A 13,242-nucleotide genomic window follows, 5' to 3' on the forward strand; every position below is an offset into this window, starting at 1 on the left:
TGGGTAGATGCGGTTTATTGCTTCCAGGTATCCTGGATTTCAGAGATTTCGGTTGAGCCGAATTTCGATTTTGCCGAAGAATAATGGCGTGTATAAATCAGGCTGTTGTCTGCCAGGTCAAAGATGGAGATTTCAGTATAGGAATTATAGGCAAAATACATCAGGCAGTAATCTTTAAGTTCTTCCTCTTTTAAATTGGTAAACTCTTCAGTTGACATCAGTTTGTAATTGATGCCCTTTCTCTTCAAATCATTCAGCTCGATATACTTTTTGGTTCCGTCAAGGATGATTAAGGTTTTGCCCTTTAACGCAATTGATTTTGGGGTAATGCTGTTGTGCAGCCTTCTGTAAAGTGACTGTCCGGTACCTGTAATGTCGTTGTCTTTCATGGTCTGGACCGCATCGTTCATTCCTTTAACTGCCAGGCCTATAAATAGCTCGGCAGCTTCGGAGTCAGAAGTCTGGTTGAAGCCATCCAGGACAAAATAGCCAATGCATCTGTACTTGGACACGGCACCACTCCACTTCTTGAGTTCACCGTAGCGGATAATTGCGAATATCCTGTCGCCATCCATAGAGCTGTCGGTTGCTATGATGTCATCGTCGGTAAGCTGATCTGTTGAGAGGTTTACTGCGTTATAATTAGTGACTTTCCAGTAATCATTAAAGGCATTTAAATAGGCTTTGGTAGTTTGGGAATTGGAATTGATAACAAAACTCAATCCGTTTTTTGCCAGTTTCTTAAAATCCTTATCGCTGTTCCCTTGATAAAAAACCTGAGCCGAAACCATAGTAGTAATTAGCAGGCAGCAAAGCAGGACTGTATTTCTCATGATGATGGCATTTTTCATTTGGATAGCCAAATATAAAAAACCTTTGTAACAAAATATGGTAATACTGTTAATTTCCTTAGAAGCTGGCGCTTTTCACCAGATTCAGATTTTCATCGATAAAAAAACCTGTCATTTGACAGGTTATAATTTTTGAAATACTTTTAGTCATAGGGTGTCCAGATTCCTTTGTCTTTTGATCCTAACAATCTTTTCCAGTATCCCTCTTTCTTTCTCATTTTCCTCACCTCTTTTTCATAAGCTTTTTTCTCTTTATGATAAGTTTCCAACCTTTCGGAGATTGATTTATCATTATTTTCAAAACCTAATAATTCTAGTAATTTCATAATGTTGTGTGTTTTAATTATGAACTAAAGGTAGCGAATATCTTTTTTGAAAACTCTAAAAAAGTCCCTGTTTCTAAGGGTTTAGCTAACGTACCGCCGCTTGGCGCAGTAATTTTCAACAATATTAAAAGAAAAAACTTACGACTTAAATCCGGTTTGTTTTCTATCTTCCGTAGCAAAACTGGAACAGCATTTCTTCACCAATGGAATTCGGTTTTACGGACTCCATATCTGCCAATAGCTCGTCGGTGCTTCTGGTGTCTAATAGTTTGCCGTCTTTGGAATACACGATAGTTTTGATTAAGCCTATTTTTTTTGACGAACAGCTGTATTTATAAAGATACACCGTATACCCGTCAACAGTGGTTGGCTTTGCATCATCGTTGGATGCATAAATGCTGGTCGTTTCCGACACCACTTTTACCCAGGCTGTGGAGCGACTGTTTAATTTGTAATAATACACGTTGTTATTGGATTCCGTTAAATACTGCCAATCCTGGGCGGAGCAGGCAGAACCAATTAACAACAATAGAAGAAGTAGTTGTTTTTTCATAGCGTTTTGATTTGTTTGGGCAAACGATGAATCGTTTATTATTTGACCTTACAAAGTTAAAAAACACCAGAGCGGATGCTCTTACAGGAAAAAAGGAAATAGTTGTAGGATTGTGACGTATGCGGTGATTTATGGTTTAAGCCAATCCAAAACAATGTAATAGGCAATCCATCCGACTTCCTCTGCCACATCATCTTTGTGATTGGTATGGCAATATCCCACGATGTGCATGTATTCATGACAGATATGCACAGCATAGGCGTATTCTATAGGCAAATTTCCCATATCGCATTTAATGGCTTTAAAGTTTGAATTTATTACAGACGATTGAGGACAGGTAGAGCCTAAGGCACCCCTACATCTACCATTGTTGATTATTAACTCCAGTATCACATTCTGCCTTTTGAACAGGCTGTCTAAAACTTCTGCCCCTGGTATTCTTTCATCCCGATTGGAGGATTGGTGACCGCAATCAGAACAATGGTTGTCGTATCTAAAATCCAATTCCGATAGCTTTTGTTTAAATTCCGGGGAATTAAAAATTTTAGACGCAATGATTAATGCACTGTCCGCAATTTTACCGGAAATGGCGTTGCTGTCAAATGTTGTGAATTTATCCTTTGCCAACTTTAGAGTAGGATACTCCTTTGCTAATTGGCCTTGGGTAAATTTTACCTTGAAACTGGTTCTGCCATCGGTATTCGAAGTACAGTCGGATTCTTCTTTACAGCCATTTAAAAATAGAAGCAGGAAACCGGAAAATAGGAGTGCGTTGATTTTTCTTTTCATGATTGAGATTTTAGTTGATGTTTTTATAGGTGCTTTTGGTATCGCCACTATTTGGAAATCCTGATATCGGTGTTTTGTTCTTGTAGATTTTTATCCAGAAATGCTAAAACGGCATGAAGCGTGAAAATTTGTTACGCCTAAATTACAAAACATCGGAAAAGCAGTATGTATTTTTCCGGGTTCCTCGGGCGACGAACAGGAGAGAGTTATCATATAACTGTCAAAAGAAAGTTTTTCTGCCATAGCGTCGCCAAGAAAGATTTTAATAGGACCGGTTTCCAATGCAGCCGGAACCTGTTTCTTACTTTCCTTTACTAGTTTTGTCAGGAAATGTCCATTGCTCATGATTAATTTGTAGAAATGGAAATGGAATATCATTGTTTTGGGTAACTCTGAAAAGACCTGAACGACAGCATCTGCATAGATATGCGATGTTATTTCTAATTTAACGTTTGGAATATCTGGCATGTCTCTAATTTTTTTTACCTACTCTTCATCGGATTTTCGGTTTACTCCACATTGGTTTTGATCATTGTTAACTTTAATCGATACATTGCCGTGAATAACCATAGTTATTCCTAAACTGTATTAATTTCCGTTAAAGATTCTGTGGTATTTTTTGTGTGGTATTTTCGACCTGGAGTAGTACTAAAGTAAAAATAAAATTAACAGCTTGTATGCTTTGTTGATAACTATCAATGAGTTAGGTTATGATAAAATGATTTTAGGATAAAAATTATAGGTATCTTACTTTCTCTTCCTCCATATCCAAATGGTGCAGGTGCCTGCGGATGATGTTCTCATCTATTTTATCATTCTTCTTATTTTTCTTCAAAAGCCATTTCCGTTGCTGGCTTAGGATGTTCAGGTAAATGATTTTACAGTCGGCAGTCATGTCGGTATCTTCGGTCAGCATCTTACTGTCTTCCCATTTATGGGCAATTTTTTGCAGTATTGGCTGCTCTTCCAGTGCTTTTCCGTAATGATCATTAAGATGCTTAAGCGCAAAATCAGCTAGTTCGTATTTAACCTGTTTGAATTGGCGTTCCTCTTCCTTTTCCTCCTCAATGGTAATCATGTGGAATTTCCGAATGATGTAAGGTAATGTCAATCCTTGTACTACCATCGTAAGCAGTATGACCATAAAAGTGATAAACAGGATTAGATTCCGTTGCGGAAATGGGCTCCCATCACTCATATGTACTGGTATGGATAAGGCTGCGGCCAAAGAAACCACGCCACGCATTCCGGTCCAGCCAATGATAAACGGTCCTTTTACTCCGGGATTGCGTCGGTCGGCCACCGTTATAAAGTTTCTGGCGATGAGTGTTGTAATCACAGCACCATAAGCTGCGAGGATTCTTCCCACAATTAGTACTGCGGTTACCAAAACTCCATAACCTATTGCAGAAGTAAGGCTTACATTTCCCAATCCAGCCGTAATCATAGGCAGCGAAAGCCCAATCATGGTGAACACCAACCCATTGAGTACAAACACCAAACTCTGCCATACATTATAACCTCTTACCCGCGAAGCACTCGATAGGAAGGAATGCCTTTTATGCGACAAATACAATCCGGCACTTACCACGGCTAAAACTCCGGAACTGTGCACTTCCTCAGCAGCGAGGTAAATCATATAGGGCGTTATCAGCGTAAGCGCAATGTCCATATTGGCATCGGTAGGAAGGTATTTGTGGAACTTCATGAACAGCCAGCCAATCAGCAATCCAATCCCAATGCCGCCAATGACCATCCAGGAAAAATTCATCGTTGCCTTTGACCAGACAAACTGGCCGGTGCCCACCGCAATCAGGGCAAACCTGAAGATGATTAACGAAGAGGCATCGTTCAGCAAACTTTCGCCTTCAAGTATGGATGATATGGTGCGTGGAACCTTTACAAACTTTAAGATGGCTCCGGCACTTACGGCATCGGGAGGCGATACGATTCCGCCCAACAAAAAACCTAAGGCCAAAGTAAAGCCGGGTATAAAATAATTGGCAACAAATGCTACCGATAAAGCCGTCAGGAAGACCACCACAAAGGCAAAGCTCAGTATAATGCGGCGCCAGTGCCAAAGCTCTTTCCACGAAATTGCCCAGGCCGCCTCATAAAGTAACGGCGGAAGGAAAATCAGGAAAATCAGTTCCGGGTCGATAGTAAATAATGGGATTCCGGGTATGATGCTTATCAGCAATCCTGCAACAATCAATAGGATAGGGTAGGCAATCTTAATTTTGTCGGCAGCCATCATGATGACAACAATCGCGAATATCAATACAAGGAAATAAGGAAAATTGTCTAACATGCGGTTTTAGGGTTTTTGGTCTTGGTTAGCTGATGCATAAAAATATAAAAAAATCCTTTACCGTTTTCACAATAAAGGATTTCAATATAATTAGATGTAGTAGTTAGTTAACGGCTATCTTTTTATAAACAAAACCATTCTCTGACTGGAATTTAAGGAAATAAATCCCGACTGCTAAGTTGTCTACACGTATGGTGTTGGTGTCGATTTTAGTTTCCGATAATTGTTTTCCGCTCAAATCATAAATGCTTACGGTCTTGATTGCAGTATTGGATTCAAAGCTAACAACTCCATTGGTTACAGGGTTTGGGTACACGCTCAGTGCGATGTTTGTATTTTCCTGCAGCCCCAAATTATTGGAAGCATCCTTATAATTGATAATTCCATCATGGTCGTCGTCGTCGTCCATCAGGTTACGGTTGCCATTAGTATCTTCATCTACATTCAAAATACCATCGTTATCAAAATCCTGGTTGTATGGAACAGCAACCAATATTAATCCCATAAATAAGGTTGGACCCCAAAAACAAGGTGGCTGGGCTACAAACTGTGGACCATTACCATTATAGTTAAAGAAAATAACGCATTCTTCACCCAGGACTGTATTGGTATACTGTAACGGAAGCGGAGTCAAATTAGGACCACCTTTCACTTCAAAGTCATACCCTGAAGAACTTACACCATAAATGCTTTCCTGTCGTGGTCTTTCTATATGTTCTACCCAATAGGCAAAGTCAAAAGTGGTATATCCATCATTGTCCATGTCAACGGCAAATACAGGGCTTATTCCCGGAGGAGGAGGAACGTTTCCACATTGGGCATTGGCCAATGTAATAAATCCAATTGAGAAGAATAAGAGTAGTTTTGTTTTCATATGTTGGGTTAGATTGTTTGACTGTAATGAAAATTTCGAGGATAAAGATACTAGTTTTCATAACATTACCAAATTTTAAGGCTTCAAATTGTAAGATTTACGCATAAAAAATCCTTTACCGTTTTCACAATAAAGGATTCAATATAATTACGGGTAATTATTAGTTAATAACTATCTTTTTATAAACTGAGCCATTCTCTGACTCGAACTTAAGGAAATAAATTCCGGCAGCTAAACTATCTACACGAAGTGTGTTGGAAGCCGTTTTTGTTTCCGATAATTGCTTTCCGCTCAAATCATAAATTGTTACTGAAGTGATTACAGCATTCGATTCAAAAGTGGCAATACCATTGGTTACCGGATTTGGATAAACGCTAAGGCTTATGTTTGTATGATCTTGTAATCCTAGGTTATTTACCGTATCCTTTAGATTGATAATACCGTCATGATCATCATCATCGTCCATCAGGTTTCTGTTAAAATTGGTGTCCTCATCCTGATTTAGGATTCCGTCATTATCAAAATCCCCGTCAAACGGGACGGGAATCAGCCTTAGCCCGTAATTCATCCATACATCAATCGGCCAATAACACGGTGGTTGTGGTTCAAACATAGGACCTGAACCGCTGTATTGATGATCCATATAAATGCTTTCGTTTTGAATAACGTTGGTATACATTAAAGCAATAGGCTCATTGTTGGTGTTTTTGGGGATAAAGTTATAGCCCGACGAGCTTACATTGAAATTATACTCCATCAATGGGCGGTCCCAATCATCAATATATTGTTGAAGGTCAAAAGTGGCAAACCCATCATTTTCCATATCAAGCGCATAGATATAATTAAGTCCCGGAGGCGGTGGCGGTACACCAGGACATTGTGAATTGGCATTAATTGCCAGGCATAACGAAAAGAATAAAAGTAATTTTGTCTTCATATATTTTTATTTAACTGCTATCATCGAAATTTCAATGTTTACTCCTTTTGGCAATCCTGCAACTTGAACGGTTTCACGTGCCGGTGCAGTGGCTTCGTCAAAATAGGTTGAATAAACACTATTGATTCGGGCAAAATCACCCATATCGATAATAAAGATACTGGTTTTCACGACATTGCCAAAATTCATTTCTGCCGCTTCCAAAACCGCCTTCATATTTTCCATCACCTGTTTGGTTTCGGTTTCAATATCATCCATAACCAATTCCATTGTGGAAGGGTTCAATGCCACCTGCCCCGAAGTATATAATGTGTCGCCTATCAAAACTGCCTGGCTGTAAGGCCCGATAGGTGCCGGAGCTTTGTCTGTAAAGATTATTTTTTTCGAATTCATAACTTATGATTATTTGATTACCCTGTCTGCCTGGTTGCGTTTATCCCATTTGATATCGCTCAAAACTCCGGCCTTTATCCCGATAAAGAATCCCCAATAGGGATTATCCCCAAAAGGAACCCAGTTGAAATCCATACGCCAGCTCAACAAATCCCTTTCGAATCGCAACTGTGTAAAGGTAACTCCTTTGTTTGCAAAGTCATAACCGGTGGAGGCGCCAATCTTCCATTTTGGAGTTAGGTCGGTATTCATCGAAACCATCAGCGAGTTACCGGTGATTTTCTTCTCACGGTTGTTATTGGAATACGTAAGTGAATAGGCGAGGTTCATATCCCAGGGCAGTTCATATTTAAAGAACTCTGTTGCTGTTTTTTCGGCTTCCCCATCATCTTCCTTAAACTGGCTTTCCCGTCGGTCACTCAAATCGGTATTGGTTCCGAATAAATCATCTTCGCGGCCTCCGTTTCGTTCACCCTGGCTGTTCTTCTTGTCACCGCTGCTGTCTTTGCTTGAAAAGGCATAATTCAGTGTCATGTTGGCACTAGTCATTCGGAACAAACTTCCACCGTTATCAATATTCCATACATTGATACGCTGCCCCGAATTATTGATTGCATAAGGATCGAGGTTTGCCGCAAAGTTGATGTTCATTTTTTGATTGAACAGCTGCGTTCCTCCGCTGATACGTAACGGAGACCATTTTAAGGAATCTGCTGTGATGTCGTAGCTGGTTTGGAAATTCAGGTTGTTCAACAACATGATTTTCTTAGGTTCGGTTTTAGTCGAATCCTTATCGGTAACCTTTGCTTCAAAAGTATTGCTCAGGTTGAAATTCAAATTGTTTGACATATTCTTTCCCGGAGCACCAAATATCCCGCCGTCAAATCGGGTGTATTCCTTTATCATCGTTCCGGTGCCATCGGAATCGTAAGTGTCATAATATTTCGAAAAACTTGGCGTATAACTATAGGAAATATTTGGGCGCATTACATGTCGGATTGCCTGGATTTTTTTCTTTTCACCAAAATTAAAGGTTCCGTAAAGCGTGGTACCCAATCCGGCGCTAAAGGAATACGTCCTAAAAGCGTCAAATCCCTGTACTTCTGTGTCAACCACTTTATTTTGCGTGGCGTCATATTGCCTTTTGATGGTTTTTAAATACCAAACTTCATTATAATTCAAGGAAGTTGTAGCACTAAAATATTTTAATACCTTGAAATTGGTACTCACCGGAATGCTGTGCTGGAAACCAACTTTGGCATCCCTGAACATTTGCGGTTTGAAGAAAAGGGAATCGGTGGTGCTAATCCTGTTTTCAGCCTTAACGCTATACTGGAAGTTGATATTTTTAAAAACTCCTTTTTTGATTCCATCTCCCGGAGCAAAGGGGAAAATCCTGTCAACACTTACCTGCATTGTTGGAAGGGTCATGTTGATTTGCTCTGTATTGGTATTTTGGGAGTGTGTTGCTGCCAAAGTCAGGTTTACCTGCGGCACCGAATTGAAGGTTTTTGAATACGAAATAGAGGAGCTCAGCGTATTATTAAGCCTGGAACCAACATTCGACTGATTGATGGAATTTACAAAATACTTACTACTCCCTAAGTTCACCGAAGCAGAAAACCTCGAATTGGGATTGGATTTTACATCTTTGGAATGTGACCATTGAATGTTGTAGATATTGGTCCTTGAATAGTCGGGATATCCTCTTTCGCTATTGATTAGGTTTTCAAAACGGACATTGATGTTTCCCCTAAACTTATACTTCTTTGCATACGAGGATTCAAATCGCATGGCATAACTTCCATTGGTGTAATAATCCCCAAGGATTGCCAAATCGTAATTGTCGCTCAGTGCAAAGTAATAACCACCATTCTGCAATGAAAAACCTCTGGTATTACTGTCGTTATATGATGGGATGATAATTCCCGAACGGCTTTTTTCAGTCATTGGGAAAAAGGCAAATGGTAACGCAAGCGGAGTAGGAACATCGGCGATGACCATATTGGTGAAACCAACAACTACTTTTTTTCCGGGTACAAATTTTACCTTATTCGTTTGAAAATAATATTCGGGATCATCAATGTCTTTGGCTGTTGTAAAACGGGCACCTTTCATAAAATAAACCGAGTCATTTTCCTTTTTGGTAATTTCAGCTTTTACGTTAAATTCCCCTTGATTAGTCCTTGAATTCCAGACTAATGCTTTTTTGGTTTTAAAGTTGAATCGAATCGAATCGGGCTCAACCACATTATTACCCTGTTTGAAAATAGGCCTTTGTGTCAAGGTTCCCGTCGAGTCCTTTATCCTTCCGGCATAGACTTCGCTTTTTTCGTAATCAATGACTATGATTCCCGATTTTAGTTCTATATCCTGGTAATACACTTCCGCCTTATTGTAAAGCGTGATGAGTTTTTTCTTCTGGTCAAACTTTTCAAAATCAAGAGCCTTTCTTTTTATTTTGCTTTCTAAGATTGGCTTTTTCTTTTTGATGCTGTCCAGCTTGATGGTATCGGTAACCTTTAATGCATTTTGGGTAACAACTTTCGTTGTATCTGGCTGGTTTTTAGGAGCAAAGGTTTTGCTTTTCCGCCTGCCATCTTGTGAGTACGTTTTTGCGTTTCCCAATGTTAGGAAAATTGTTAAAAAAACGATATAAAATAAGTTTCTTTGCAAAGGTTTAGTACTATTTTTGTAGAAATATGGCTTGATTTTTGACGAGGCAAACTTACACAATATTTTTGGTCAAAAATAAGGAAATATTGGTTTTATAAGCTTTCGCTTTTAATTAAAATTAACTTTTGGATTCATGAGATTTTCTAATTATATAAAAAGCTGTTTTACAATACTTTTCGTTTTTAGTATTTTAAATGTCTTCGGGCAAGGTGCTTCCAATAAATTTGTATTGGTATTGGATGCAGGGCATGGCGGAAAAGATCCGGGCAATTCCTATCACGGTTATGTAGAGAAGGATATTGCCTTAAAGACGACACTTAAAGTGGGTAAATTCCTTGAAAGGGAAGAGGGTTTTCAGGTGACTTATACCCGTAAAACCGATGAATTCATAGAGTTGGTCAACCGACCAAAAATTGCCAATAAGATTAATGCCGATTTATTTGTTTCCATTCATTGCAATTCCGTTAAGAACTTTGAACCCGAAGGAACCGAGACCTTTGTAATGGGGCTTTCCCGTACCAATATGAACATGGAGGTTGCCAAAAGCGAGAACTCGGTAATATTACTCGAGGAAAATTACAAACAGACTTATAAGGGATTTGACCCAAACAAACCGGAAAACTTAATCGGGCTAAAAATAATGCAGGAGGAAAACCTGTACAGCAGCATCAATCTTGCCACAACAATCCAGGAAAATTTTACCAACAAGCTAAGCCGAAAAACCAGAGGTGTTAAACAACAGCCTTTATGGGTTTTGGATGCTGCTAAGATGCCGGGAGTATTGATTGAATTAGGATTTTTATCCAATAAAGAGGAAGGTGAATACCTGAATTCTGATGAAGGACAAACAGAAATGGCTCGTCAAATCGCCAATTCCATCATTCATTACAAAAAAATGTATTTCAATGAACCGGAAAGCGTAAACGATTCAAGAGTTGTTGAAAAGCCATACAGACCTGAACCAAAAGTGGTTGTTGAGGATACTGTGGTTAAATCCAACGATACGATAGCAGCTGCTGAAGTTATTGAAGGACAGGGGATTTATAAAGTCCAGTTGTTTGCCAGCTCTAAAAAGAAGGATATTTATTCAAAAGACTTTAAGGGATTGAACAATATCTCAGTTACTTTTGAAAACAACCTTTACCGTTACTATTACGGTAAATCATACGATTTGAATATTGCAAAAAGATTGAATAGTGAAGCTAAAAGCCACGGTTTCCCGGATGCATTTATAGTCGTTTTTGCCGATGGAAAAGTATCTGCCTTAAAATAATTAATTAGAATACATATTTTGAAAATAATAAAAGAAATGAAGACGTTAACCTTGGCAGTAACCACTATTTTGGTTTTTACTTCTAGCGTAATATACTCCCAAAAATTTAAAGTAACACTCGATGCCGGCCACGGTGACCATGACTATGGCGCTGTATACCATGGGCATATCGAAAAGAACATTGCCTTAGCCGTAGTTTTGAAAGTGGGTAGGATTCTGGAAAAAAGGTCGGATATTGACGTGATTTATACCCGTAAAACAGACCAATTCATTGATCTTGTTGAACGTGCCAATATTGCCAACCGTGCTGATGCGAATATTTTTGTTTCGATTCACTGCAATGCCAATCCTAACAATGCTGCCGATGGTTGCGAGACTTATGTAATGGGTTTATCCAAAAATGCATCCAACCTTGAAGCGGCAAAAAGGGAAAACTCGGTAATCACTTTAGAGAAAGATTATAAGCAGAAATATGAAGGTTTTGATCCAAAGTCACCCGAATCAATGATTGGCCTGACTATGATGGGTGAAGAATACCTTAACAATAGTATTTCACTTGCAGGTAAAGTCCAGGAGCAATTTATGAATGTTGGCAAAAAAAGCCGTGGTGTGAAACAGGCACCCTATATGGTTTTGCACAAAGCGTACATGCCAAGGGTTCTGATTGAAATGGGGTTCATTTCCAACCCAACTGAAGGGGCAAAACTAGATTCGGAAGCAGGACAACAGGAAATCGCAGAATCCATAGCCAATGCCATCATTGGGTACAAAAAGGAAAATTTTGAAACAGGAAATGACGACGCAGTTAAGCCTTCCCAAAAGGTAGAACCAATAAAGGTTGTCGATTCAGCAGTTAAAAAACCAACGGCGAAAATTCCGGAAATCAAAAAGCCGGAAGCATCCAAACCAGAAATAAAACCAGAACCGGTAAGCACAGGTGTTGCAACATTCAAGGTGCAGCTTTCAGCAAGTGGAACCAGATTGGATACTACACCAAGCAATTTTAAAGGCCTGAGCAATATCTCAGTTTCGTCTGAAGGGAGTTTGTACAAATATATGTATGGCGAAACCAGCAGCTATGATGAAGCAAAAAGATTGCTGTCGGAAGCCAAAGCTAAAGGATATGGATCAGCATTTATAATAGCATACAGGAATGGTAAAAAAGTTTCTGTCCAGGAAGCTTTAAAACAATAATATCAGGAGTTTTAAGAATTTAGTTTAACTTTGCCACACGAGACCGAAAGGTCGAACTGTATGAAATAAAAAACAATCTACCATTGAAAATCACTAGAGAAATCAAGACCGCGATATTAGTTATTGCCTCTATTTTATTATTTATTTGGGGTTACAGTTTCCTAAAAGGAAGGGACTTACTTTCCAATTATAAGGAATTCTATGTTCAGTACGATAATGTAGAAGGTTTGATGAGCTCAGCACCTGTAACCATTAACGGTCTTACAGTGGGTAAGGTGAGCAGCATCAAATTCCTGAATGATACCGGGAAAATCCAGGTCCAACTCCAAATCAAGAATGATTTTCCTTTTTCAAAATCAAGTGTGGCTTCCATTTACGAGCCAGGGTTGATTGGAGGAAAACAGATTATGATTACACCCAATTTTGAAGATAAAACCATTGCCGAATCGGGCGCAACTTTAGTGGGTGATGTCAAGCCAGGTTTGACTTCGCTCGTTGCTGACCGTTTGACGCCTTTACAGGAAAAAGTAGAGAAAATGGTTGTTTCTGCCGATGTGTTGTTAAAAAATGTCAATTCCATTTTGGATGCTAAAACCAAAGCCGACCTAAAAAGCAGCGTTGCCAATCTGAATGAAACTTTGGCCGAATTCAAGGTGGCTTCCAAAAGCGTAAACGAAATGTTGGCCGATAACAAAGGCAAAATCAATTCGACAATGTCGAATGTGGATAAAGCTTCGGCAAACTTTGCAAAGATTTCCGATTCTATATCCAAAGCCAATATTGGCAAAACTGTTAAAAGCTTAGAAAAAACACTTGCCAGTGTTGATAAGATAATGGCTGATGTCCAGGCAGGAAAAGGAACTTTGGGCAAACTTGCCAAAGATGAAACCATGTATGCCAATCTGACCAAATCTTCAAAGGAACTGGAATTATTGCTGCAGGATTTTCGTTTGAATCCAACGCGATATGTAAATGTTTCGCTGTTTGGGAAGAAGAACAAGCCCTATAAAGCGCCCACTGCTGAGCAAATAAAAACAGACTCGATTGTTAAAAAGAAAGAATAGT

At 39.2% G+C, this 13,242-nt stretch carries 13 protein-coding genes; 3 read left to right on the top strand and 10 right to left on the bottom strand.

Annotation, left to right across the window (positions count from 1 at the left end; all coding sequences use genetic code 11):
- Window positions 1–14: 14 nt before the first annotated feature.
- From L1S31_RS06555 to L1S31_RS06600, 10 genes are all read right to left on the bottom strand, one after another.
- Window positions 15–833 (bottom strand): hypothetical protein, encoded by an 819-nt coding sequence (locus tag L1S31_RS06555; RefSeq protein ID WP_236463766.1) that lies wholly within the window; start codon window positions 831–833, stop codon window positions 15–17.
- A 161-nt stretch (window positions 834–994) separates the two neighbouring features.
- Entirely contained in the window at window positions 995–1,177 is a 183-nt protein-coding gene (locus L1S31_RS06560) for a hypothetical protein (protein WP_236463768.1), read from the bottom strand.
- 163 nt (window positions 1,178–1,340) lie between these two features.
- Window positions 1,341–1,730 carry a surface-adhesin E family protein gene (locus tag L1S31_RS06565; RefSeq protein WP_236463770.1) on the bottom strand — a complete coding sequence of 130 codons (390 nt, stop codon included), beginning with the start codon at window positions 1,728–1,730 and terminating at the stop codon, window positions 1,341–1,343.
- A gap of 129 nt (window positions 1,731–1,859) precedes the next feature.
- Entirely contained in the window at window positions 1,860–2,519 is a 660-nt protein-coding gene (locus tag L1S31_RS06570) for a hypothetical protein (RefSeq protein WP_236463772.1), read from the bottom strand.
- A gap of 90 nt (window positions 2,520–2,609) precedes the next feature.
- Entirely contained in the window at window positions 2,610–2,987 is a 378-nt protein-coding gene (locus L1S31_RS06575) for a hypothetical protein (protein WP_236463774.1), read from the bottom strand.
- A gap of 268 nt (window positions 2,988–3,255) precedes the next feature.
- A complete protein-coding gene (locus L1S31_RS06580) occupies window positions 3,256–4,830 on the bottom strand; it encodes a Na+/H+ antiporter (RefSeq protein WP_236463776.1) in 1,575 nt (524 codons plus the stop codon).
- A 103-nt stretch (window positions 4,831–4,933) separates the two neighbouring features.
- Complete coding sequence (locus L1S31_RS06585; RefSeq protein ID WP_236463778.1) at window positions 4,934–5,704, bottom strand: T9SS type A sorting domain-containing protein; 771 nt, start codon at window positions 5,702–5,704, stop codon at window positions 4,934–4,936.
- 160 nt (window positions 5,705–5,864) lie between these two features.
- A complete protein-coding gene (locus L1S31_RS06590) occupies window positions 5,865–6,641 on the bottom strand; it encodes a T9SS type A sorting domain-containing protein (protein WP_236463780.1) in 777 nt (258 codons plus the stop codon).
- A gap of 6 nt (window positions 6,642–6,647) precedes the next feature.
- Window positions 6,648–7,034, bottom strand: a complete 387-nt coding sequence (locus L1S31_RS06595) for a RidA family protein (protein WP_236463782.1) — start codon at window positions 7,032–7,034, stop codon at window positions 6,648–6,650.
- A gap of 9 nt (window positions 7,035–7,043) precedes the next feature.
- Entirely contained in the window at window positions 7,044–9,662 is a 2,619-nt protein-coding gene (locus tag L1S31_RS06600; RefSeq protein WP_236463784.1) for a putative LPS assembly protein LptD, read from the bottom strand.
- A gap of 181 nt (window positions 9,663–9,843) precedes the next feature.
- Between L1S31_RS06600 and L1S31_RS06605 the strand changes: the two genes are divergently transcribed.
- The 3 genes from L1S31_RS06605 to L1S31_RS06615 all read left to right on the top strand — a co-directional run bounded on the left by L1S31_RS06605 (window position 9,844) and on the right by L1S31_RS06615 (window position 13,241).
- A complete protein-coding gene (locus L1S31_RS06605; protein WP_236463785.1) occupies window positions 9,844–10,983 on the top strand; it encodes an N-acetylmuramoyl-L-alanine amidase family protein in 1,140 nt (379 codons plus the stop codon).
- A 36-nt stretch (window positions 10,984–11,019) separates the two neighbouring features.
- Window positions 11,020–12,177 carry an N-acetylmuramoyl-L-alanine amidase gene (locus L1S31_RS06610; RefSeq protein ID WP_236463787.1) on the top strand — a complete coding sequence of 386 codons (1,158 nt, stop codon included), beginning with the start codon at window positions 11,020–11,022 and terminating at the stop codon, window positions 12,175–12,177.
- 83 nt (window positions 12,178–12,260) lie between these two features.
- On the top strand, window positions 12,261–13,241 hold the full coding sequence (locus L1S31_RS06615; protein WP_236463789.1) for an MlaD family protein: 981 nt from the start codon (window positions 12,261–12,263) through the stop codon (window positions 13,239–13,241).
- Window position 13,242 lies beyond the last annotated feature (1 nt).

Origin of the sequence: Flavobacterium wongokense (genome assembly GCF_021608265.1) — a bacterium.
Classification (GTDB): domain Bacteria; phylum Bacteroidota; class Bacteroidia; order Flavobacteriales; family Flavobacteriaceae; genus Flavobacterium; species Flavobacterium wongokense.

What these genes read in the sequence shown, in the direction of transcription:
- L1S31_RS06560 (WP_236463768.1), bottom strand. Translation starts at nt 1,177, where the DNA reads ATGAAATTACTAGAATTATTAGGTTTTGAAAATAATGATAAATCAATC.
- L1S31_RS06575 (WP_236463774.1), bottom strand. Translation starts at nt 2,987, where the DNA reads ATGCCAGATATTCCAAACGTTAAATTAGAAATAACATCGCATATCTAT.
- L1S31_RS06570 (WP_236463772.1), bottom strand. Translation starts at nt 2,519, where the DNA reads ATGAAAAGAAAAATCAACGCACTCCTATTTTCCGGTTTCCTGCTTCTA.
- L1S31_RS06610 (WP_236463787.1), top strand. Translation starts at nt 11,020, where the DNA reads ATGAAGACGTTAACCTTGGCAGTAACCACTATTTTGGTTTTTACTTCT.
- L1S31_RS06595 (WP_236463782.1), bottom strand. Translation starts at nt 7,034, where the DNA reads ATGAATTCGAAAAAAATAATCTTTACAGACAAAGCTCCGGCACCTATC.
- L1S31_RS06590 (WP_236463780.1), bottom strand. Translation starts at nt 6,641, where the DNA reads ATGAAGACAAAATTACTTTTATTCTTTTCGTTATGCCTGGCAATTAAT.
- L1S31_RS06565 (WP_236463770.1), bottom strand. Translation starts at nt 1,730, where the DNA reads ATGAAAAAACAACTACTTCTTCTATTGTTGTTAATTGGTTCTGCCTGC.
- L1S31_RS06605 (WP_236463785.1), top strand. Translation starts at nt 9,844, where the DNA reads ATGAGATTTTCTAATTATATAAAAAGCTGTTTTACAATACTTTTCGTT.
- L1S31_RS06585 (WP_236463778.1), bottom strand. Translation starts at nt 5,704, where the DNA reads ATGAAAACAAAACTACTCTTATTCTTCTCAATTGGATTTATTACATTG.
- L1S31_RS06555 (WP_236463766.1), bottom strand. Translation starts at nt 833, where the DNA reads ATGAGAAATACAGTCCTGCTTTGCTGCCTGCTAATTACTACTATGGTT.
- L1S31_RS06580 (WP_236463776.1), bottom strand. Translation starts at nt 4,830, where the DNA reads ATGTTAGACAATTTTCCTTATTTCCTTGTATTGATATTCGCGATTGTT.